15 protein-coding genes are annotated in these 21,385 nt (G+C 72.5%); 6 read left to right on the top strand and 9 right to left on the bottom strand.

Annotated features, from left to right (window positions below; all coding sequences use genetic code 11):
- Positions 1–83: 83 nt before the first annotated feature.
- A complete protein-coding gene (locus tag ACGFZN_RS00075) occupies positions 84–1,355 on the top strand; it encodes a hypothetical protein (RefSeq protein WP_393856150.1) in 1,272 nt (423 codons plus the stop codon).
- 13 nt (positions 1,356–1,368) lie between these two features.
- On the opposite strand, the gene ACGFZN_RS00070 is transcribed toward ACGFZN_RS00075, so the two are convergent.
- Positions 1,369–2,283, bottom strand: coding sequence for a hypothetical protein (locus ACGFZN_RS00070; RefSeq protein WP_393856149.1), 915 nt, complete (start codon positions 2,281–2,283; stop codon positions 1,369–1,371).
- Positions 2,280–2,684 (bottom strand): hypothetical protein, encoded by a 405-nt coding sequence (locus ACGFZN_RS00065; RefSeq protein ID WP_393856148.1) that lies wholly within the window; start codon positions 2,682–2,684, stop codon positions 2,280–2,282. Before ACGFZN_RS00065 ends, ACGFZN_RS00070 begins: the two co-directional genes overlap by 4 nt.
- A gap of 29 nt (positions 2,685–2,713) precedes the next feature.
- Here ACGFZN_RS00065 and ACGFZN_RS00060 point away from each other — a divergent pair, with 29 nt between their 5' ends.
- Together ACGFZN_RS00060 and ACGFZN_RS00055 are read left to right on the top strand one after the other, a co-directional pair.
- Entirely contained in the window at positions 2,714–5,785 is a 3,072-nt protein-coding gene (locus ACGFZN_RS00060; RefSeq protein WP_393856147.1) for a CHAT domain-containing protein, read from the top strand.
- A 96-nt stretch (positions 5,786–5,881) separates the two neighbouring features.
- Positions 5,882–6,874, top strand: coding sequence for a hypothetical protein (locus ACGFZN_RS00055; RefSeq protein ID WP_393856146.1), 993 nt, complete (start codon positions 5,882–5,884; stop codon positions 6,872–6,874).
- A gap of 68 nt (positions 6,875–6,942) precedes the next feature.
- On the opposite strand, the gene ACGFZN_RS00050 is transcribed toward ACGFZN_RS00055, so the two are convergent.
- The 6 genes from ACGFZN_RS00050 to ACGFZN_RS00025 form a co-directional block, all read right to left on the bottom strand.
- Positions 6,943–9,339, bottom strand: coding sequence for a glycoside hydrolase family 65 protein (locus ACGFZN_RS00050; RefSeq protein ID WP_393856145.1), 2,397 nt, complete (start codon positions 9,337–9,339; stop codon positions 6,943–6,945).
- A 2-nt stretch (positions 9,340–9,341) separates the two neighbouring features.
- Positions 9,342–11,489, bottom strand: coding sequence for a xanthine dehydrogenase family protein molybdopterin-binding subunit (locus ACGFZN_RS00045; RefSeq protein WP_393856144.1), 2,148 nt, complete (start codon positions 11,487–11,489; stop codon positions 9,342–9,344).
- 18 nt (positions 11,490–11,507) lie between these two features.
- Positions 11,508–12,503 (bottom strand): FAD binding domain-containing protein, encoded by a 996-nt coding sequence (locus ACGFZN_RS00040; RefSeq protein ID WP_393856143.1) that lies wholly within the window; start codon positions 12,501–12,503, stop codon positions 11,508–11,510.
- Positions 12,500–13,039, bottom strand: coding sequence for a (2Fe-2S)-binding protein (locus tag ACGFZN_RS00035; protein ID WP_393856142.1), 540 nt, complete (start codon positions 13,037–13,039; stop codon positions 12,500–12,502). Before ACGFZN_RS00035 ends, ACGFZN_RS00040 begins: the two co-directional genes overlap by 4 nt.
- A 94-nt stretch (positions 13,040–13,133) precedes the next feature.
- Positions 13,134–14,489 (bottom strand): lectin, encoded by a 1,356-nt coding sequence (locus tag ACGFZN_RS00030; protein ID WP_393856141.1) that lies wholly within the window; start codon positions 14,487–14,489, stop codon positions 13,134–13,136.
- A 162-nt stretch (positions 14,490–14,651) separates the two neighbouring features.
- Positions 14,652–16,547: an ABC transporter ATP-binding protein gene (locus ACGFZN_RS00025; RefSeq protein ID WP_393856650.1), complete on the bottom strand. Its 1,896-nt coding sequence runs from the start codon at positions 16,545–16,547 to the stop codon at positions 14,652–14,654.
- Positions 16,548–16,643: 96 nt separating this feature from the next.
- Between ACGFZN_RS00025 and ACGFZN_RS00020 the strand changes: the two genes are divergently transcribed.
- The gene (locus ACGFZN_RS00020) at positions 16,644–17,615 is read left to right on the top strand and encodes a YbhN family protein (protein ID WP_393856140.1); all 972 of its coding nucleotides are present in this window, start codon (positions 16,644–16,646) and stop codon (positions 17,613–17,615) included.
- 40 nt (positions 17,616–17,655) lie between these two features.
- Positions 17,656–18,420 carry a crotonase/enoyl-CoA hydratase family protein gene (locus tag ACGFZN_RS00015; RefSeq protein ID WP_393856139.1) on the top strand — a complete coding sequence of 255 codons (765 nt, stop codon included), beginning with the start codon at positions 17,656–17,658 and terminating at the stop codon, positions 18,418–18,420.
- 25 nt (positions 18,421–18,445) lie between these two features.
- Here the strand turns inward: ACGFZN_RS00015 and ACGFZN_RS00010 are convergent, their stop codons facing one another.
- Positions 18,446–19,714 (bottom strand): HEAT repeat domain-containing protein, encoded by a 1,269-nt coding sequence (locus ACGFZN_RS00010; protein ID WP_393856138.1) that lies wholly within the window; start codon positions 19,712–19,714, stop codon positions 18,446–18,448.
- Positions 19,715–19,979: 265 nt separating this feature from the next.
- On the opposite strand from ACGFZN_RS00010, the gene ACGFZN_RS00005 reads away from it, so the two are divergent.
- Positions 19,980–21,071 carry a mechanosensitive ion channel family protein gene (locus ACGFZN_RS00005; protein WP_393856137.1) on the top strand — a complete coding sequence of 364 codons (1,092 nt, stop codon included), beginning with the start codon at positions 19,980–19,982 and terminating at the stop codon, positions 21,069–21,071.
- The last annotated feature ends 314 nt before the right edge of the window (positions 21,072–21,385 follow it).

Raw genomic sequence — 21,385 nt, 5'->3', positions numbered from 1 at the left:
CCGGCGAGGGAACGCGGCCTTGCGGTCAGGGAATCTGCGGCGAGTGCCGCCGGTCGGCCGGGCGCGTCGGATACGCTGCGAGAATGCCGGTTTACACCTATCTCCTTCAAGTCCTCCCGCGCGGCGGCGGTAACTGGGCCAATCTGCTCGACCCGCGCATCGGAACTCCGGTGGACGGCACGTTCGGGATTGTGGAGGTGCCGGAGAACGGGCTCCTGGATTCCGCCAAGAAAATCATGAAGCCGCGTTCCAAAATGGGGCTCCGGCTTCGGGTTTCCTTCTGGGAGGGAAGGCGGGCGAACGAGAACCTGTACACGAGCGAAGTCTTCCGTACGGTGTACGACGACAGCACCGTCGTCGATGCCGAAACACTTCTGCGGAACACCGGTCCCAGCTCGACGCGTCCTTCCGTCACTGTGCGGCAGGACTGCCCGCACGCACCGCATGATGGCTCGTGCGGACACGAGGGAGAATGCCGGTTCGCGCATCACGGCAAGGAGTGCGAGGCGGTTCGCCCCGTCTGCCCGGCCTGCTTGGACGAAGCACGCCCGGCCGTGGTCGCCGACATCGTCTCCCGGGTGCGGCGGAACGGCGAGGTGGTACTGAGGTGCTCGACGTGCGAGCAGCTTTCCTTCCGGTTCGACGCCGAACTGGTCTGTGACGTGTGCCAGTGGCTGGTGCCGCACGTCAACGAGGAACTGGAGGACAGGTTCGCAGCCCAGGGGGGCGGTTTCCCCCCGCAGCCGGGTTCGTGCCCCGGCTGCAGCGCCCAGATGGCACCGCTTCGGGACCCCTTCGACCTCAGCTGTCCGAAGTGCGGGCGGAGCGTGGTTCTCTCCCTGCGCTCACTCGAACCCGGGTGCACGGTGAGCACCATGTGCCCGAACAGGGAATGCGGAGAATACATCACAATACCGCCGAGCATCTGGTGCCCGGTGTGCGGGGAGAACCTGCGCCCGCTGGACGTCATCCGAAAACTGACTCTGGAGGCCAACGACGTCCGGCTGACGACGCGGAGCAATGTCCGGGAGGACGAGGACACCCAGCTGGCCCGCCGGCTGGCCGCGGCCGCCGAGTCCGGCATGAGGCGGTATTCGTATCTCTCCGACGAGCAGAAGAACCTCCTGCTGAACCTGCGCTACCTGGACTCGGTGGCCTTGTCGGCCGAGTCGCCCGAAGAATGGATCCGCGATGTCGCCGAGATCAGGGCGGCCGGTCATGAAATCAACCGGAAGGGCGGGATGCGCGCGATGCAGGAAATGCATCAGCGAGTGATGGAACTGGGCATGGAACACCGCGACGCGGCCCGCCAGATCGAGCTGTACTGGGACGGTATCGGCGACTGGATGTACTGACCGCGGTGGCCTTCTATCCCGGTGGGAGATCCTTTCGGCGAAGATGTTCGTTGATCCGCTTCCCGGCCTCCGGTGTCATGCGCTCGGGACAGTCGATCCGGAGTTGCTCGGCAAGCGACCGGCCGTACAGGTCGCAGGTGGACTCCACCAGCTCGCACAGGTTCCCGGTGGCGTCCCGGGCCTGAAGCGTGCCGGTCACGGCGAGACCGGCGGCGATGATCAACGCCGGCCCCCAGAACAGCCCCACCGCACCGTAGAAAGCCGCCCAGGACACGGTGATGCTGGCTTCCTGGTAGGCCAGTTGGGCCACGGCGATGTCGTTGCGCAGCGCATCGGGCGCCAAAGCCCACAGCCGCGGCCACACGACCGTCAGATCCAGGCCGTACGCGCGATGGATCCGCATGCCCGTCGCGAGCCATCGATCACCGATCCAGGTGGGCCGTTCGGCCGGCTCGAGGCCTATCAGGTCACGCCGCGCCAACGCCTCGCCGTACTGCGGCGCGACCGTGACGGCGCCGTCCTCGGCACCGGCCTCGGCTGCGTCCAGGATGCCGTTCCGCTGCTGGGTGACGAGCCGATCGGCCGCCTCCCAACGGCGCCTGCGCCACTGCCGAAGCCACTTCGCGGGCACGGCGCCACCGGGCAGGGTCCAGGCCCGCCGGAGCACCGTCGCCAGGCCGGTGGCGGCCAGCCCGGCGGCTGCACTGCCACCCAGGGCGCCCGCCACCAGGAGCAGTGCCTGGGCCCCCGATCGCTCGCCGGCGAGCCGGCGGAGCAGCGGCTGGGCCGCGCGCGGATCGACCGCGTGCTCCCAGCCCAGTTGCGCGGCCACGGCCACGCAGCACAGCCACAGCAGTCCGGGGAGCAGCAGGCCGGCGAGCCACCGGTCGACGACCTTCGCCCCGAGCTGTTCGAGGAAGGAGGTCACCTGATGTCCACCGAGATCCACGCCAGCGGATCACCGGTGACCGCGCACGTGCGGGTGTCCGTCGGATCGGCCGTGGAGTGGACGCGTCCGCAACGGTGCGCGTGTGGGCACCGCCAGCCACTGACGGTCCGGATGCCGGCCGGCGACACGTTCGGCAGCGGACGGAATTCCCGCTTCGGGTAGGTGATCCCATCGAGCCCGGCGGCTTCGGCGGCGTCCTCGACAGCGTCGAGCAGCGTCCTCAGCGCGTCCGGCGAGCCGGTCCGGATGGCGTCGGCCAGGTCGGCCCAGCCGCGACCGGTGAAGCCCGCGCACTCGATGGTGTCTCTCAGCTCGGCGTCCGACTCGAGGTTCGCGCACAGCAGGCCGACTCGCCGCAGCACCGCCGTAAGATCCTCCATAAGACAATCCTGGCACGGTCCCGGGCCTGATGGACGAAAACGAACTCCGCCTCAGACAGAAGGTCATGACCCTCCGTTGGGAACTGGAGGGCATGTCGGCGACGCATCCGACGCGCGCGGAGCGCCTCGCCGACACAGCCGAGACACTGCTGTGCCTGTTCGAGCACACCGCGGACGTCACGGTGTTGCGCGAGGCGATCACTGCATGCCGGACGGCGATCACACTCACACCCCCGGATCAGGTGCGCCACGACCGGTACCACCGGGAGCTTCGGCAGCTGCTGCTGCGGCTGTTCACGACCACGACGGATCTCGACTCGCGGAAGCTGGAAGAGGCCCTGCGGTGGTCGTATCCGCCGACTGCCGGCTCACCTGAGAACGGTGTTCCGGTCGCCTGCCTCGCTCAACTCGCGTCCGCCCTGCAGCTGGAATATCAGCACACCGACGAGCTGCCCACGTTGCGCGACGCCGTCAAGACGGCCCGCCGGGTCGTGGAACGCGCACAACCCGACGACCCGGACCTCGTCACGTACCGGTCGGATCTCGCGTCGCTGCTGTGGGTTCTGTCCGGGCGCGACGGCGACCTGGGAACACTGGACGAAGCGTTGCGCATCATGCGGGCGACTTTGTCCGATCTCTCCCCGGCCGACGAGCGCCGCGGCTCCCGGTTGAACCTGCTCGCCCATGCCCTGAAACGGCGATACGAGCTGACCGGCGACGTCGGCGCCCTGCGCGAAGCCGCGGACGTCGGCCGTGAAGCGGTCGCCGCCGCGTCCCGGACCCGCCAGGACCTGCCGGTCTCCAAGGGGAACCTGGCGGACGTGTCGCGGATTCTCGCCGAACGGACCAGCGATCTGGCAATGGCACGCGAAGCCGTGCTGCTGGCACAGGAAGCGGTCGGCGGCCTTCGGGCGGACGATGCCCAGTGGGCCGGGATCCAGGCCGTGCTGGGCAGTGCGATGACCCATCTCGCCGTCCGCACGGACGACGGGCAAGCGATCACGCATGCGGTGCGGGACATCCGGAAGGCGGTCGCCGCCACCCCGGTGAACCATCCGGACTACCTGTCGCGCCTCGATGCGCTCCACCGGGCGCTGATGTTCCAGTACGGCAAGTCGAAGGAACCGGCGGTACTCGAGCAGGCCGTCAAGACCGCGCGCGACCTGGCCGGGACCGCTCCCGCGGATCATCCGGCCCGGAGCCGATACCTGTCACACCTCAGCGGCGCGCTGCGCGAGGTGTTCCTCGCCGGGAACCGGAACAGTGTCCGGGACCTCAAGGACTCCACCGAGTACGCACGGCAGGCGGTGGCCGGCACCCCGCCGGATCACCCCGACCGGGCGGCCGCTCTCGCCAACCTCAGCGATTTGCTGGGCCTGTTGTTCGAGCGGACACACGATCCCGTTTCACTGCGCGAATTCGTCACCACGAATGCCGCGATCGCCAGGATGGGCGCAGCGACGGCGAGCCAACGCATCGCTGCGGCGCAGAGAGCAGCCCACGCGGATCTCCAGTTGGCCAGGGGGCGGCACGCGATCACGATGATCCGGCTCGCAGTGGAACTGCTGCCCCAACTGGGTCTGCGCGACGTCGACCGCGCCGACCGGGAGCACCGGGTCAGCGCCGCGCACAGGCTGCCTGCCACGGCCGCGGCGGTCGCCATCGCGGTGGGCCGGCCCGGGCACGCGGTGGAACTGCTCGAACAGACCCGTGGCGTGGTCTTCGCGGGAACGCTGGACACGCGTGAGGACGTCGCCGAACTGCGCCGGGCGGCGCCCGATCTGCTGCCCCGGTTCCAGCAGATCCGCGACGACATCAACGCGGCCGATCACGAGACGACGCTGCCCTCCTTCAGTGAACACCGCGACGCCACGGGACGACACCCGCGCGAACTCGCCGCCCGCCGCGCGACACTGAGCCGGCAATGGGACGAACTCGTCGAAGAGATCCGCCGGCGGCCCGGCCTGGCCGGATTCCAGAAACCCACACCCATCACCGATCTCTGCCGTCACGCCGCCCAGGGCCCGGTCGTCTCCGTAGTGGCCGACGAGTCACGCGCGCATGCCCTGATCGTCCGCGACGATCCGCGCGATCCGGTCATTGTGGTGGACCTGCCCGGTGTCACCAGGGCAACCGTCGTGCGGCAGGCGGAAGCGTTCCGCACGGCCCTCGGTGTCGCCCTCGACCGGGAGCAGCCCGCGCGAGCACGGCGCCACGCACAGCCGCGCATGCTGGAGGTGCTCGCCTGGACGTGGGACCACATCACCGAACCCGTGCTCAGCCGGCTGGGCCGCACAGGACCTCCGCCCGAAGGCGGGCCCTGGCCCAGGGTGTGGTGGTGTCCGGTCGGCGTGGTCACGATGCTTCCCCTGCACGCCGCAGGTCACCATGACGCGCCGCCGTACGCCGACACCGTGATGGGCCGCGTGATCAGCTCCTACACGCCCACCATCCGCGCGTTGGCCCATGCGCGGCGCGACAGTCCGGGGACGCCGTCCACGCTGGTCGTCGCCGTGCCGGACGCGCCGGGCAGTCCCCCGCTGGACGGCGCCCGCGAGGAAGCCGACCTCGTACGGGAATTCATCCCCGAAGCGGTGGTGCTGCCGGCCGCCGGCGCCACAGCACGTCGTGCTGCCGTGATCGAGGTACTGCGCCGGCACGGCATCGTCCACCTCGCCTGTCACGGCTACGCCAACCTGCACGACCCGTCCGCCAGCCGGCTGCTGCTGCACGACCACGCGACCGATCCGCTGACACTGCACACCATCACGCGCCTGAATCTCCAGCACGCCCGACTGGCCTACCTGTCCGCCTGCAGCACCACCGACACCAGTCAGGAGCAGGCGGACGAGGCGACCCACCTCACCGCTGCCTTCCAGCTCGCCGGCTACCGCAGCGTGATCGGCACGCTCTGGCCCATCAACGACCGGACCGCCCTCTCGGTCGCCAGGGATTTCTACACCGAGCTCACCGCCCACCGCACGACACCGCCCGAACCGGTCCGGGCGGCGCAGGCCTTGCACCGCGCGGTGTGCGAGCTGCGCGACACGGCTCCCGCGCTGCCCAGCCGCTGGGCGGCCTACATCCACTCGGGCGCCTGAAACACCGGGAACTTCGCCGTTCCTCCGCGCCAAGTGCCGTGTTCCGCCGCGCGGTTGGGGAGAGCTCTCTCGCGGGCCGGGCTGTACCATCAGGTGATGGCCTTGTTCAAGCGGCACGCGAAGGACAACCCAGCTACCGAACGATCCTCGGCACCAGCCGCGCCGGTGGTGACGCCGAGGCCGACACCGGACGGAAAGGGAATCACTTTCCCCGACCAAGCGGCCATGGACCACTGGAAACGCAGGGTGGCTGAAGCCGGATTGACGGTGCGCGGAGTGGAATGCCACGGACAGGCGAGTTATCTGACCCTCGCCGGCTCCGACGCGGAGCGGGCGAAAGCCTTCCTCCGCAACGAACACGTCGACCGGAGGCTGTACTACATCGTGGTGGAGACACCGGACGGCGCATGGGGCCTGGACATCGACGGGCTTTATCTCGAGAAGCTGCGCCCCTGGCAGATGGACACCGGATCCGCGGAATACCAGGTTCCCGCCGGCTCGCTCGCCGGAAACCCGCACAGTGTCGATCTGGCCAGGCAGGGCACGGTCGACAATTTCCTGGTCTGGATCGGCTGCGGACGCTGCGCGCACCGATGGGCGGACGGGGTGCGGTATCAGAACCGGACCCTGACCAGATGTCCGTCGTGCGGAGCGAAGAACCTGGTCGACTCCTCGAACGTGGAGATCGTTCCGGTGGACGAACGTCCACGGCCGTCCAGCCCGCTCTCCAGCAGCCTGAGCGATCCCTCCGCATGCACGGGAAGCGAAGAACGGCGAGCGCAGATCGCGCGCCGCATCGCCGAGCTCGTGGATGCCGGCCAAGTGCGTTACGGCGAACTGACCGAAGAGCAGAAAACACTGTCCACGGACTGGCGCCACCTCGACGCCGTCCTCTCCAGTGGCGAAGCTCCGCCGGAGTGGATCAGCCACGCGGTCGAACTCAGGTCGATCGGGCACCAGCTCAATCGCGAGGGCGGAGTCCGTCTCATGCAGGAAACCGCGGCACAGGCGGACAGGCTGAGCAAGTATCACGTCGTCCTCGCGGTCATCGTCCTGTTCTGGGACCGTATCGGTGACTGGCAAGGCTGAGCTGCGAGCGGGTCCCTGAGGCCGGCTGTCCTGGACACGGTGTGGCCGGTGTTGCCGCCCGTGCACCGCTACCCGGTGGCCGAAGGCTGAGCGGCCGCGTCCGGTACCACCAGGCGGGCGGATTCGCCGGGGCTCACCGGGACCACCCGGTCGCGCAGGCAGACGTCGATGGGGGCGCGGTCGGAGTCCGGCACGGAGATCTCCAGCAGGCCGCTGCGCAGCCGGAGGTGGACGCCCCAGTGGCCGTGGTAGCGGATGCGGAAGCCGTAGGAGGAGAGTTCGGGCAGCGGTACCGGGTCAAGGCACAGGGCGCCGTCGCGGGTCTCCAGGCCGGTCAGTCCGCGCTGGACGAGGTCGAGGGTGCCGGCCATGGCGCCGAGGTGGATGCCCTCGCCGGTGGTGCCGCCCTGCAGGTCGGCGATGTCGCCGCGCAGCGCCTCCTGGACGAACGCCCAGGCGTCGGTGCGGCGGGCGCGGGTCAGGATCCAGCCGTGGACCAGGCCGCTGAGGGTGGAGCCGTGGCTGGTGCGGTGCAGGTAGTGGTCGACGGTCGCGGTCCACAGCCGCTCGTCGAGGCGGTGGCCCAGCCGGCGGAAGAGGGAGCGGAGTTCGGGCGCGGAGAAGAGGTAGCCGAGCATGAGGACGTCGGCCTGCTTGGACGCCTTGTACCGGTTGACGCTGTCGCCCTCGGCCTCCAGGATCCGGTCCAGGCGCCGGATGTCCCGGTACCGCTTGCGGTAGGCGTCCCAGTCCAGCTCGGCGAGGTCGCCGTAGCCCTCGAATTGGCTGATCACCCCGTCGTGGAAGGGGACGTGGAGGGTGCGGGAGATCTCCTCCCAGCGGGCGGGTTCGTCCTGTTCCAGGCCGGTGCTCTGGCCGAGTTCGCGGCGGCGCGGCTCGGGCAGGATGCGGAGCAGGTCGAGGGCGCGGGCGAGCACCCAGGCGGCGGTGACGTTGGTGTACGCGTTGTCGTCCAGGCCCGGCCGGGGCGCGCCGGGATAGGCGTCGTGGTATTCGTCGGGGCCCATCACCCCCCGGATCCGGTACCGGCCGAGGTGTTCGTCGTAGCCGGCCGAGTCCGCCCAGAAGCGGGCGATCTGCAGCAGCATCTCGGCGCCCTCGCCGTGCAGGAAGTCGGTGTCGCCGGTGGCCTCGCAGTACTGCCAGATGTTGTACGCCACCGCCGAGCCGACGTGGTGCTGGAGCCGGGAGTGGTCCGGCACCCAGCGGCCGGAGCGGGGGTTGAGGTGGACCTCCTGGGCCTCCTCGCGTCCGTCGCTGCCGCTCTGCCACGGATACAGGGCGCCGCGCCGGCCGGTCGCGCGGGCCGCGCGGCAGGCGGCGTCCAGTCGCCGGTGCCGGTAGTGGAGCAGGGCGTGGGAGACCTCGGGCAGGTGCAGGTTCAGGTAGGGCAGGACGAACAGCTCGTCCCAGAAGACGTGGCCGCGGTAAGCCTCGCCGTGCAGTCCGCGCGCGGGGACACCGACGTCGAGGTCGGCGGTGTGCGGGGAGAGGGTCTGCAGCACGTGGAACAGGTGCAGGCGCAGGATGGCGCCCGCCTCGCCCGGGACCTCCAGCGCGGTGCGCCGCCACAGCTGCTCCCAGGCCCTGGCGTGGGACTCCAGCAGGTCGTCGAAGCCGGGGGCGGCGCCGACGCGGTCGACGGCGGCCTCCAGCGGGTCGCCGATGGCGGGGTCGTGCGAGGTGTGCAGGGCGACGGTCTTGTCGAGGGTGACGCAGGCGCCGGGCGCCGGGCGCAGCCGCACGTGCTGGACGGCGCGCTGGTCCTCCTGGCCCGTCGCCACGGGCGCGTCCGCGGTCATCCGGGCGGCCAGCGCGCACTCGGTGCGGGAGGTGCGGGTGTGGCAGCGCAGCCACATCGCGCCGTGTTCGGCGAGGCCGGTCCGCACCTGGGTGAGGTGCCGGCCGTCCAGGTCGCGGTAGCGGGCCACGCCGGAGTTGGTGACGCGTCCGTCGAGCGCCGCCTCGACCTCCAGGTCGACCGCACGCCCGTCGACGCCGAACTCCGTGCGCAGGGCGGCGAGATGGGGGTCGGCGAGGTGGACGAGCCGCAGCTGGCGCACGTGCAGAACGCCGCCGTCGTCGAGGCCGTAGCTGGTACGGCGCTCCAGCAGGCCCGGGTCGAGGTGGAGGGTGAGCCGGTGCTCGGTGACGGGGGCGGTGTCCGGGGTGAGCCAGGCGCCGCCCGCCGGACGGAAGCGCAGCGGCAGCCAGTTGGGGAGGTTGACCATGTCCTCGTTCTCGATCCGGCGTCCGGCGACCTCGGAGGTGAGCCGGTCGTAGCAGCCGGCCACATAGGTGCCGGGGTAGTGGACGTCGTCGGCGGTGCACTCGGGCAGCGCCCCGCGGGTGGCGAAGTAGCCGTTGCCCAGGGTGCACAGCGACTCGCGCAGGCGTTCCTCCTCCGGCCGGTAGCCCTCGTACTCCCACGTGGGTCCCGTCACGCTCACCCCTCGGACAGCAGGCCGGTGAGGATCCGGTCGGGGGTGAGGGGCAGTTCGCGGAAGCGGATGCCGGTGGCGTGGTGGACGGCGTTGCCGATGGCGGCGGCGGTGCCGACGATGCCGATCTCGCCGATGCCCTTGCTGCCCATGGGGTTGAGGTGCGGGTCGTCCTCGTCGATCCAGTGCGCCTCGACGTCGGGGACGTCGGCGTGCGCGGGCACGTGGTAGGAGGCGAGGTCCGCCTCGGTGAAGTCGCCGAACAACGGGTCGAGGGTGCTGCCCTCGGTGAGGGCCATGCCCAGGCCCATGATCATGCCGCCGGTGAACTGGGAGCGCGCGGTGCGGGCGTTGAGGATGCGCCCGGCGGCGAAGACGCCGAGCAGCCGGCGCACCCGGGTCTCGCCGGTGACGGTGTCGACGGCTACCTCGGCGAACTGGGCGCCGAAGGCGTGCCGGGCGTAGGGGCTGTCGGCGTCGGCCTCGCCGGCGGTGTCGGCGCGGGTCTCGAGGCCGTCGGCGGGCAGCGGTCCGGGGTGACCGGCGAGCCGGGACGCCAGTTCGGTGCACGCCTTGTGCACGGCCCAGCCCCACGACGCGGTGCCGGTGGAGCCGCCGGCCAGCCACGCGGACGGCAGGTCGCTGTGCCCGATCTCGGTGCGGACCCGGTCGAGGGGCGCGCCGAGGGCGTCGGCGGCGATCTGGGTGAGGACGGTACGGGCGCCGGTGCCGATGTCGGTGGCGTTGATCCGCACGGTGAAGGTGCCGTCGGGCAGGGCGTGGGCGGCCGCGGTGGCCGGGACGGACGAGGCCGGGTAGGTGGCGGCGGCCACGCCGGTGCCGATGAGCAGCGGGCCCTCGGCGCGGCTGCGGGGGCGCGGGTCGCGGTCGGCCCAGCCGAAGCGGCGGGCGCCCTCGTGCAGGCACTCCACCAGGTGCCGGCTGCTGAACGGCTTGCCGCTGCCCGGTTCCCGGTCGGGGTCGTTGCGCACCCGCAGCTCCACCGGGTCCATGCCGAGGGCGTCGGCGAGTTCGTCGAGGGCGGATTCCAGGGCGTACATGCCGGGCGCCTCACCGGGGGCGCGCATCCAGGACGGCCCGGGGATGTCGAGCCGGACCGCCCGGTGGACGCTGAGCAGGGCCGGGGTGGCGTACATGACGCGGGACGGCACCGCGGCCTGCTCGACGAACTCCCGCACGCGGGAGCTGTGCGTGGTGGCCTCGTGCAGGACGGCGGCGAGCCGGCCGTCGGCGTGCGCGCCGAGGCGCAGCCGCTGCTCGGTCGGCGCCCGGTGGCCGACGGTGGTGGGCAGGTACCGGCGGGGGTAGGCGAGGGTGACGGGCCGGCCGGTGCGCCGGGCGGCCAGGGCGGCGAGGACGACGTCGGGGCGCGGGGTGCCCTTGGAGCCGAAGCCGCCGCCGACGTGCTCGGTGACCACGCGGACGCGTTCCTCGGGCATCCGGAACATGTGGGCGAGGACTTCCCGCACGGTGGTGCCGCCCTGGCTGGAGGTGTAGACGGTGAGCCGGTCCCCGTCCCACTGGGCGGTGCTGGTGTGCGGCTCCATGGGGTGGTTGTGCAGCGGGGGCACCCGGTAGACGACGTCGACGCGGGTCTCGGCGCGGGCCAGGGCGGCCTCCGGGTCGCCGAACTCGACCCGGCCCGGGAACCCGGCGTTGGCCACCTCCGGCTCGTAGATGTCCGGGTGGCCGGGGCGCAGCTCGGCATCGTGCGGTGCGACGGCGTAGCTGACGTGCACGGCCCGGGCGGCGGCACGGGCAGCCTCCGGGGTCTCGGCGACGGCGAGGGCCACGCACCAGCCCCGGTGCGGCACGTCCGGGCTCTGCAGGACGGCGAGGGTGCCGTCCTCGGGCTCGGCGAGCCGGGGCGCGTCGCCGGGGGTGAGCACGTCGAAGACGCCGGGCAGGGCGAGGGCGGCGGAGGTGTCGACGCCGGTGACCCGCCCGCGTGCCACCTCAGCGGGCACGGGCCAGGCGTGCGCCCTGCCGGGCAGCTGGTACTCGCCGGCGTAGCGGGCGCTGCCCCCCACCTTCAGCGATCCTTCCCGCCGCTCGACGGCGGCGCCGAGGACGCCGCCGGCGGGGCGCCGGGTGTGCGGGGTGGGGTGCTCGTCCGGGGGGTGGGCGGTCATGGTTCCTCCTGCGTCGGCTCAGGCCGCCGCGGGGGCGGGGGTGAGACGGTTCAGGACGTCCAGGGCGAGGTTGCGGGCGAGGGGCACCTTGTAGGCGTTGTCGCGCAGCGGTTCGGCGTGTGCGAGTTCCAGGGCGACGGCTCCCTCGAAGGCCTCGGGGGTCGCGGGGGCGCCCAGCAGGGCCAGCTCGGTGTGCCGGGCCCGCCAGGGCCGGTGGGCGAGCCCCCCGAAGGCGACCCCCGCGTGGTCGACGACGCCGTCCGCGACCCGCAGCACGACGGCCACGGACGCCAGCGCGAAGGCGTACGACGCCCGGTCACGGGCCTTGCGGTAGGCGGACGGGACGCCGGCGGTGGCCGCCGGGAGCAGCACGCCGGTGATCAGTTCGCCGGGGCGGATCCAGGTGTCCCGCTCGGGGTGCTCGCCGGGCAGCCGGTGGAAGTCGGCCGCCGGAAGCCGCCGTACGCCGTCGGTGCCGTACAGCTCGACCTCGGCGTCCAGCGCGGCGAGGGCGACGGCCATGTCGGACGGGTTGGTGGCGATGCACTGCTCGGAGTGGCCGAGGACCGCGTGGTCGCGGTGCACGCTCTCCCGGGCTGAGCAGCCGCTGCCGGGCTCCCGTTTGTTGCAGGGTTTGCCGAGGTCCTGGAAGTAGGGGCAGCGGGTGCGCTGGAGCAGGTTGCCGCCGGTGGTGGCGGCGTTGCGCAGCTGCCCGGAGGCGCCGGCGAGCAGGGCCTGGGAGAGCACCGGGTAGCGGTCGCGGACGCGCGGGTCGGCGGCGAGGTCGCTGTTGCGGACGGTGGCGCCGACCCGCAGCGAGCCGTCGGGCAGTTCCTCGACGCCGCCGAGCGGCAGCCGGCCCACGTCGATGAGGACGGCGGGGCGTTCGACGCCGAGCTTCATCAGGTCGACCAGGTTGGTGCCGCCGGCCAGGTAGCGGGCGCCGGGGTGGGCGGTGTACGCCTCCACGGCTTCCTGGACACTGGCGGGCCTGAGGTATCCGAAGCCGTTCACCGGATCACGTCCTCGACCGCCTCGACGATGCGCGGGTAGGCGCCGCAGCGGCACAGGTTGCCGCTCATCCGCTCGCGGATCTCGCTCCGGTCCAGCCGGTGGGGCCGGCCGGAGGGGGCCGCGGGATCGGTGACGTGCGAGGGGTGTCCGGCCGCGGCCTCGGCGAGCATGCCGATGGCGGAGCAGATCTGCCCCGGGGTGCAGTAGCCGCACTGGAAGGCGTCGCGGTCGAGGAAGGCCCGCTGCAGCGGGTGCGGCTCCTCGCCGTCGCCGCCGAGGCCCTCGACGGTGGTGATCTCGCTGCCGTCGAGGGCGACCGCGAGCTGCAGGCAGCTGTTGACGCGGCGGCCGTCGGCCAGCACGGTGCAGGCACCGCACTGGCCGTGGTCGCAGCCTTTCTTCGCCCCGGTCAGACCGAGGTCCTCGCGGAGCAGGTCGAGCAGGACACGCCGGTGGTCGACGTGCACGGTGTGGGGCTTGCCGTTGACACGGAGGGTGATCTCCGATGCGGCGGGAAGCTGGTTTTCACTGGTCATGGCAGGGATGGCCTTCCGGACGGGCCCTGAGTCCGTCCCGACCGCGTATCCACGCGGCGGCGCCTCACACGTCCGGTGCCGTACCCGCGCTCTCTCAGCCGGTGTATCCGGCGAAGACGCGGGTGTAGTCCCAGTCGGACTGGCTGACGCCGGAGCAGCTGTCGGCGGGGCCGCCGGTGCAGGGCCGGTCGCGGTTGGCGGACCAGAAGGTGAGCCGGGCGAGGTGGTGGGCCTGGGCGTAGGCGAGGATGGTCCGGAAGTCGTTCACCGTGACGGTCTCGTTGTCGTCGGTGACGCCGTTCATGGACGAGATGCCCATGTCCCGGTAGGCCTGGTCGTCGCTGTAGTGGTAGGCGTTCTTCAGCGCGTTCTTCAGGCCCTCGGCGGCCTGCGTGGTGAGGTTGCCCATGTTCTGGCCGGCGCCGCCGAAGTCGAACGGCATGATGGCCCAGGCGTCCGCGGTCAGCCCGGAGGACGCGGCGCGGTTGATGAGGCTGGTGTCGGGGCCGCTCTGCCCGGTGCCCATCGTGATGTACACCTTCAGACCGCGGTTGTTCGCCTTCACGGTCTTCAGCGCGTCCACGGTCCGCTGCTGCACGGTCGCGCTGCCGTAGGCGTCGGCCTCGATGTCGATGTCGATCGCCTTCAGGCCGTAGGCGTTGATCACCTTCTGGTACGCGCCGGCGAGTTCTCCGGCGCTGGAGCAGGAGCTCTCCAGCTTGTTGCCGCTGTAGCCGCCGAAGGACGGGATGACGTCACCGCCGTTCGCCCGCACGGTGGTGACGGTCTGCTGGTCGACGCCGCCGGTCAGCGGGCGGCTGCCGTCCCACTGGGGGTTGCAGTAGCCGTTGCTGAGCACGAAGGCGAGGGTGAACCACTTCACGCCGGTGGCCCGGGTGATGGTCGTGGGGTCGGGCGGGCTGCCCCAGCCGTTGTAGAGGTACGGCGCGACGGCCATCGGCGCGGCCGGTGTGCCGCCGCCGGCCGCGGGCGCGGTCCACTTCTGGTTGGCGCCTCCGGTGCAGGTCCAGATCTGTGTCCGGGCGCCGTTGGCGGAGTTGTTGTCCGTGACGTCCAGGCACTTGTCGGCCTGCGGGTTGACGATGTCGTGCGCGGCGGTGACGGTCCACTTCTGGTTCGCGCCGCCGGTACAGCTCCACAGCTGCACCTTGGCGCCGTCGGCGGTCGAATTCCCGGTCACGTCGAGGCACTTGCCCAGCGCCCGGATGGTGCCGTCGCTGCCGACGGTCCACTGCTGGGCACTGGTGCCGTTGCAGTCGTAGAGCTGGACGGGCGTGCCGTCGGCGGAGTCGGCCCCGGCGACGTCGAGGCACTTGCCGGCGAGCCCGGTGATGGCGCCGGTGGCGGCGTGGGCGGGGGAAGCGGTGAGCAGTCCGGCGGAGAGCGCGAGGACGCCGAGGGAGACCGCCGCGGGGAGGGGTCTGGCCATGAGGAGGTGGCCTTTCGCGTGGGGGGATGCGGCTCAACGCCGGTGCACCGCATGCGTATTGAGCTGTGCACCGGCTTTGATTAAGGCGTGAAACTAAAGGTACGGACCAGTGGAGTCAAGAGGTGCGGCACCGACCCGGCTCCCTGGACCGCCCCGCCCCGCTCAGACCGACGGCGCCTCGGCCACCGCCGCCGCGGCTTCGCCGGTGTCCGCGAACTGCGTCCGGTACAGCTCCGCGTACCGCCCCTGGAGCGCCAACAGCTCCTCGTGCGTGCCCCGTTCCACGATCCGTCCCGCCTCCACGACCAGGATCCGGTCCGCCGCCCGGACCGTGGACAGCCGGTGGGCGATCACCACGGCCGTGCGCCCCTCCAGCGCCTCCGTCAGGGCCTCCTGCACGGCGGCCTCCGAGGTGTTGTCCAGGTGCGCGGTGGCCTCGTCCAGGACGACCACGCGCTGCCGGGCCAGCAGGAGGCGGGCGATGGTCATCCGCTGGCGTTCCCCGCCGGAGAGCCGGTAGCCGCGCTCGCCGACCACCGTGTCGAGACCGTCGGGCAGGGACCGCACGACCTCGGCGAGCCGGGCCCGGCCGAGCGCGTCCCACAGGTCGTCGTCCGTGGCGTCCGGCCTGGCCAGCAGCAGGTTGGCGCGGACCGTGTCGTGGAAGAGATGGCCGTCCTGGGTGACCAGGCCGACCGTGCCGCGCAGGGACGCGGCGGTCAGGTCGCGGACGTCGGTGCCGCCGATGCGGACCGCGCCCGCGTCGACGTCGTACAGGCGCGGCAGCAGCTGGGCGATGGTCGACTTCCCGGCGCCGGAGGAGCCGACGAGGGCGACGGTCTCGCCGGGGTCGGCGCGGAAGGAGATGCCGTGCAGGACCTCGCTGCCGCCGCGGGTGTCGAGGGCGGCGACCTCCTCCAGGGAGGCGAGGGAGACCTGGTCGGCGGCGGGGTAGGAGAAGCGGACGTCGTCGAACTCGACGGCGACCGGGCCCTCGGGGACCTCGCGGGCGTCCGGCTTCTCCTCGATGAGCGGCTCGAGGTCGAGCACCTCGAAGACCCGCTCGAAGCTGACGAGCGCGCTCATCACCTCCACCCGGGCGCCGGCGAGCGCGGTGAGCGGGGCGTACAGCCGGGTCAGCAGCAGGGCGAGGGAGACCACCGCGCCGGCCTGCAGGGTGCCGTGCAGCGCGAACCAGCCGCCGAGGCCGTAGACGAGGGCCAGGGCGAGGGCGGAGACCAGGGTCAGGGCGGTGATGAAGACGGACTGGGCGGTGGCCGTGCGCACCCCGATGTCGCGGACGCGGGCGGCGCGGGCCGCGAACTCCGCGGACTCCTCCTCGGGGCGGCCGAACAGCTTGACCAGGGTGGCGCCGGGCGCGGAGAAGCGCTCGGTCATCCGGGTGCCCATGGCCGCGTTCAGCGCCGCCGCCTCCCGCTGCATCCGGGCCATCCGGCTGCCCATGCGGCGGGCCGGCAGCACGAACACCGGCAGCAGCGCCAGCGCCAGCAGCGTGATCTGCCAGGACAGGGTGAGCATCACGGCCAGCGTGAGCAGCAGCGTGACCAGGTTGCTGACCACGCCGGAGAGGGTGTTGGCGAACGCCCGCTGGGCGCCGATCACGTCGTTGTTGAGCCGGCTGACGAGCGCGCCCGTACGTGTCCGTGTGAAGAACGCGACCGGCATGCGCTGCACATGATCGAACACAGCCGTTCTGAGATCGAGGATCAGCCCCTCCCCGAGCGTCGCCGACAGCCGGCGCCCGAGGATGCCGAGCCCCGCCTCGGCGAGGGCGACGAGCGCGATGAGCAGGGAGAGCCTGATCACCGTCCCGGAGTCGTGCCCCGCCACGATCGCGTCGACGACGCGGCCGGCGAGCATGGGGGTCGCCACGGCGAGCAGGGCCGTCACCACCCCGAGCAGGACGAAGCGGACGATGCCCGCGCGGTGCGGGCGGGCGAAGGCGGCGATGCGGCGCAGCGTGGCGCGGGCGAACGGGCGGCCCTCGGACTGCGCGTTCATCACGCTGTGCAGCTGCATCCAGGCGGTGGTCTCCATACTCATGGGAGAGAACGTAGAACCTCAAGCTTCGTTGAGGTCAAGGTCGGCAACATTTCACCCGCAGTTGGGAGCGCGTGGAGAACCTCTCCCGATGTGACTGCCGTCCCGTTTCCCCCGCCCCGGGGACGACTCCCCCGTCGCGTCCCCGTCCGCCAGGTGCTGTGCCTGGTGCCGCTCGCGCTGGTCGCCGTGGCCGCCGTGCGCAACCGCTCGCTGCTCGCCGAGGGCTTCGGCCAGCTGCGCACCGCCTCCTGGCCGTGGCTGCTGGCGGCGGCCGGCGCCACCTGCCTGACCTGGGTGGCCGCCGCGTTCACCCGTCAGGGCGCGGTGGTGCAGCCGCTGCCGAAGGCCCGGCTGCTGGCCACCCAGTTCGCGGCCGCCTCCGCCAACCACCTGCTGCCCACGGGACTCGGCGCGGGCGCGGTGAACTTGCGGTTCATGACCGTGTGCGGGGTGCCGCTCGCCCGCTCATCGGCGGCGCTCGCCCTGTATCTGCTGGCCGAGTCGGTGGGCCGGCTCGGCCTGCTGACCGCGCTGCTGCTCGCCTTCCCCGGCGCGCTGCGGCTCGGCCCCCTGCTGCCGGACGGCTCGGCGCTGCCGCTGCTGCTCGGCGCGGCCGGCCTGCTGGCGGTGACGGCGGCCGGTGCCGCTGCCGTACGGCCGCTGCGCCGGCGGGTGGGGGCGTTCCTGCGGGACGCCCTCGGCGAGGCGCGCTCGGTGCACGCCCGGCCCTGCCGTGCCCTGGCCCTGTGGGGCGGGTCGCTGGCATTCCCCGCGCTGCAGGCGGCCGGCCTCGCCGCGGTCGGACAGGCGCTGCGGCTGCCGGTGCCGGTGGCGCACATGGCGCTCGCCTACCTCGCGGCGACCGTCGCCGTGGCGCTGGTGCCCACCCCGGGCGGCCTGGGGTCGGTGGAGGCGGCGCTGATCGTGGCCCTGGTCGCGGTGGGCGGTCCGGCCGCGGTGGCCACGGCGGTGGTCCTCGCCTACCGCATCATCACCGTGTGGGTGCCGCTGCTGCCGGGGGCTCTGACGCTGGGGGCGCTGCTCCGGTTCAAGGTCATCTGAGGCACAGTGGCCTCACCAGCCGAACCGAGGAGGGCTTCCCATGCCGGTCCGCGTCGAGCGCACGGAGCACGTCACCACGGTCGTACTGTCCCGGCCGGCCGCGCGCAACGCGGTGGACGGGCCGACGGCCGCCGAACTCGCCGACGCCTTCCGGGAGTTCGAGGCCGACGACGGCGCGAGGGTGGCGGTGCTGTGGGGGGAGGGCGGCACCTTCTGCGCGGGCGCGGACCTGAAGGCGATCGGCACCGGACGCGGCAACCGGGTGGCCGAGGACGGTGACGGGCCGATGGGGCCGACGCGGATGCGGCTGTCCAAGCCGGTGATCGCCGCCGTCGCCGGGCACGCGGTGGCGGGCGGTCTGGAGCTGGCTCTGTGGTGCGATCTGCGGGTCGCGGAGGAGGACGCCGTGTTCGGGGTGTTCTGCCGCCGCTGGGGCGTGCCGCTGATCGACGGCGGGACGGTACGGCTGCCCCGGCTGATCGGCACGAGCCGGGCCATGGACATGATCCTCACCGGCCGGCCGGTGCCGGCCCGCGAGGCGTACGAGATCGGGCTCGCCAACCGTGTGGTGCCCACGGGACGCGCCCGCGCCGAGGCCGAGGCGCTGGCGGCGCGGATCGCCCGCTTCCCGCAGGCGTGCCTGCGCGGCGACCGGGCGTCGGTCCTCGACCAGGAGGGCCTGGACGAGGAGACGGCGCTGCGCGGCGAACTCCGGTACGGAAGGGCCGTGCTGGCCGAAGGCGCCGAGGGAGCCGCCCGGTTCGCCTCCGGGGCCGGCCGGCACGGGTCGTTCACGGACCTGTGAACCCCCGGCCCGCCGCCCCCGCCCCTCAGCCCTGCGCCACCCCCTCCTCCGCGGGCAGCCCCGCGTAGGCACGCAGGGCGTCGCGCGGGGTGGGCAGCCCCCAGGAACGCACCAGGGCCAGCAGGTTCACCCACTGCCAGGTCTCCTTGCCGAGGCCGGCGAGCACCCGCACCAGACGCCGCTGCCCCTCGCCCAGCTCCTCGAACGCCCCGACTCCGCCCTGCCCCGGCGCGCCGAATGCCAGCCGCAGCGCGGCCTCGGCGACCGGGAAGGACGCCGGACCGGAGGTGCCGGCCAGCGCGCCGGTGACCGCGTCCAGCGCCTCGCCGGGGAACCGGTCGGCGAGCAGCACGAGCGAGGCGGCGGCGCAGCCCCGCAGGTCGCCCTCGTGGAAGGGAACCCGGAGCGAACCGGTGCCCGGTACCTCGTCCTCGACGGCCGCGAGTTCCGTGAGCACCTCCACGCTCACGGCGTCCGCGGCGCCCGCGGCCCCGAGCCGGGCCAGCGCGGTGGCCGCCGCCCAGCGCACCACCTGTTCCCGGGCCGTGAGGAAGGCCCGGAGCCGGCCGACGAGGTCTCCGCCGCCCAGCAGCCCGGCGGCGACCAGGGCGGTGGCCAGCACGACCGGTTCGCGCTCGGCGTCCAGCAGCCGCAGCAGACGCGGCAGCGTCTCTCCGGCCTCCTCGGGGAACCAGGCCAGCAGATACGCGGTGGCGGTCCGCACGGCCGGCTCCGCGTCGTCCAGCAGGGGGAGCAGGCCGGGCAGTTCGCGGCGCACCGCGTCGTACGCGCCGAGTTCCGCCTGTGCCGACTCGCACTGGCGTTCGTGGTCGAACATGCTGCGCCGGAAGTCCCGGCTGCGCCGCTCGCCCTCGTCGGCCGCCGCCTCCACCCAGGCGTCGAGCTCGGCGCGTATCTCCTCGGGGTCGCGGGCGAGGAACTCCTCGACCTCGCGCCGCCAGTCGGCTATGGCCACGCCGGCGGGCAGGTGCGCCTCGTCGTAGCCGATGGCGAGGGACGCCAGCAGCTCCAGTGTCTCCGGCGTGCCGGGCAGCGCGGGGTCGGCCGCCATCCGCGCCAGGAACGGCACCGCCGCCGCGCTCGCCGGGTAGCGGCTGCCCTGGTGGAAGATGTTGCCGTACAGGTCGTCCAGCGCCTTGTGCCGCTCGGCGGGGTCCGGGGAGCACAGGGCGCGCAGCTGCCCGGGAACGTCACCGGCCGGGCCGTAGGCGTGCTGCAGGGCGGCCCAGTCGACGGAGTCCAGCCCGGTCAGCGCGTGGTTCGTGTCTGTCACGCGCTCCACTGTCGCAGACGGCACTGACAACGCCTCCGCTCCCCGTGCTGCTACGCCGAACGCGCCGAGGACGGTGTCCGATCCGGCTGTCCGAAGGACACCGGTCCGGGTGCGAACCGGTGTTCCGGATACGGCAGGATGAACGGTCGCGCCGGTCACCGGAGTTCTCCCGGCCCGGCGCGATCGCACATTCCGCACATCGAGCAGGTGACACCGTGACGAGACTTCACAACTCCGCAGCTGCGGCCCGCCCCGGAGGTGACCGGTGAACCGCGCGCTGACCCTGGACGACCTCGTCGTCGCCGGCATCTCCGTCGCGGCGGGCCTGCTTCTCGCCTTCTGCTCCCGCACCCTGCTGCGCTGGCTCGCCAAACACGCCAAGCGGACCCGCTGGAGCGGGGACGACGTCATCGTGGACGCGCTGCGCTCGGTCGTCCCCTGGGCGGCGATCGCGGGCGGCGCGGCGGCGGCCGCGGTGGTGCTGCCGCTGACCCGCACCGTGCAGCACCACGTCGACCAGGTCCTTCAGGTGTGGCTGATCCTCGTGGTGACCCTGTCCGCGGCCCGGGTGATCGCCGGCCTGGTCCGCACGGTGACCCAGTCCCGCTCGGGCGTGGCGGGCTCGGCGACGATCTTCGTGAACATCACCCGGGTGCTGGTCCTGGCGATCGGCTTCCTGGTGGTCCTGCAGACCCTCGGCATCTCCATCGCGCCCCTGCTCACCGCCCTCGGCGTCGGCGGTCTGGCGGTCGCCCTCGCCCTCCAGGACACCCTCGCCAACCTGTTCGCGGGCATCCACATCCTCGCCTCCAAGACGGTCCAGCCGGGCGACTACATCCGCCTCGGCACCGGCGAGGAGGGTTACGTCGTCGACATCAACTGGCGCCAGACGACGGTCCGCCAGCTGTCCAACAACCTGGTGGTCATCCCCAACGGCCAGCTCGCCAAGGCCAACATGACCAACTACACGCACCCCGAGCAGCGGCTCACCGTGCTGGTGCAGGTGGGGGTGGGCTACGACGCCGACCTGGAGCACGTGGAGCGGGTCACGGCGGAGGTCGTCGCGCAGACCATGCGCGAGGTCGAGGGCGCCGTCCCCGACCACGAGCCCGCCATCCGCTTCCACACCTTCGGCGATTCCCGGATCGGCTTCACGGTGATCCTCGGCGTCGGCGAGTTCAGCGACCAGTACCGCATCAAGCACGAGTTCATCAAACGCCTGCACCGCCGCTACCGCGAGGAGGGCATCTCCATCCCGGCCCCCGCCCGCACGGTGGCGCTGCACCAGGGCACGGTGGCGATCCCGCACCAGCGCGGCGGCCAGGACCGGGCCCCGGGAGCCGCACCGGCCCCCTAGCCCCCCACTGCCTCGAGGGCGTGGCAGGCGCCCCCCACTCGCCGCGCCCGCCCCGGACCCTGGTACCTCCAGTACGAGGGCCTGAGCACCGCGCCGCCGTCCCCCGGACAACGATGCGCATTGCCGTACAGGCCCTGGCCGCACGCCCGTGCTGCGACCGGAAGGGCTCCACCGGCGCGCCTTTCCGGCCACAGCACTAGTGTGCTGCGCCAGAAATCGCGAGGGTTAGTCGGTCTTGGTTTGGCTGTTGGGTGGGGTGATCCTCGCGAGGTAGTCGGCGAGGGACTTAAGGATCTCGTCGGCGGTCTTGGTCC

The organism is Streptomyces sp. NPDC048192, assembly GCF_043202415.1.
Lineage (GTDB): Bacteria > Actinomycetota > Actinomycetes > Streptomycetales > Streptomycetaceae > Streptomyces.
The sequence above is the reverse complement of the archived record's forward strand: the minus strand, read 5'-3'. Positions and strand labels throughout refer to the sequence as shown.

What these genes read in the sequence shown, in the direction of transcription:
- ACGFZN_RS00075 (WP_393856150.1), top strand. Translation starts at nt 84, where the DNA reads ATGCCGGTTTACACCTATCTCCTTCAAGTCCTCCCGCGCGGCGGCGGT.
- ACGFZN_RS00065 (WP_393856148.1), bottom strand. Translation starts at nt 2,684, where the DNA reads ATGGAGGATCTTACGGCGGTGCTGCGGCGAGTCGGCCTGCTGTGCGCG.
- ACGFZN_RS00060 (WP_393856147.1), top strand. Translation starts at nt 2,714, where the DNA reads ATGGACGAAAACGAACTCCGCCTCAGACAGAAGGTCATGACCCTCCGT.
- ACGFZN_RS00055 (WP_393856146.1), top strand. Translation starts at nt 5,882, where the DNA reads ATGGCCTTGTTCAAGCGGCACGCGAAGGACAACCCAGCTACCGAACGA.
- ACGFZN_RS00045 (WP_393856144.1), bottom strand. Translation starts at nt 11,489, where the DNA reads ATGACCGCCCACCCCCCGGACGAGCACCCCACCCCGCACACCCGGCGC.
- ACGFZN_RS00035 (WP_393856142.1), bottom strand. Translation starts at nt 13,039, where the DNA reads ATGACCAGTGAAAACCAGCTTCCCGCCGCATCGGAGATCACCCTCCGT.
- ACGFZN_RS00030 (WP_393856141.1), bottom strand. Translation starts at nt 14,489, where the DNA reads ATGGCCAGACCCCTCCCCGCGGCGGTCTCCCTCGGCGTCCTCGCGCTC.
- ACGFZN_RS00025 (WP_393856650.1), bottom strand. Translation starts at nt 16,547, where the DNA reads ATGGAGACCACCGCCTGGATGCAGCTGCACAGCGTGATGAACGCGCAG.
- ACGFZN_RS00015 (WP_393856139.1), top strand. Translation starts at nt 17,656, where the DNA reads ATGCCGGTCCGCGTCGAGCGCACGGAGCACGTCACCACGGTCGTACTG.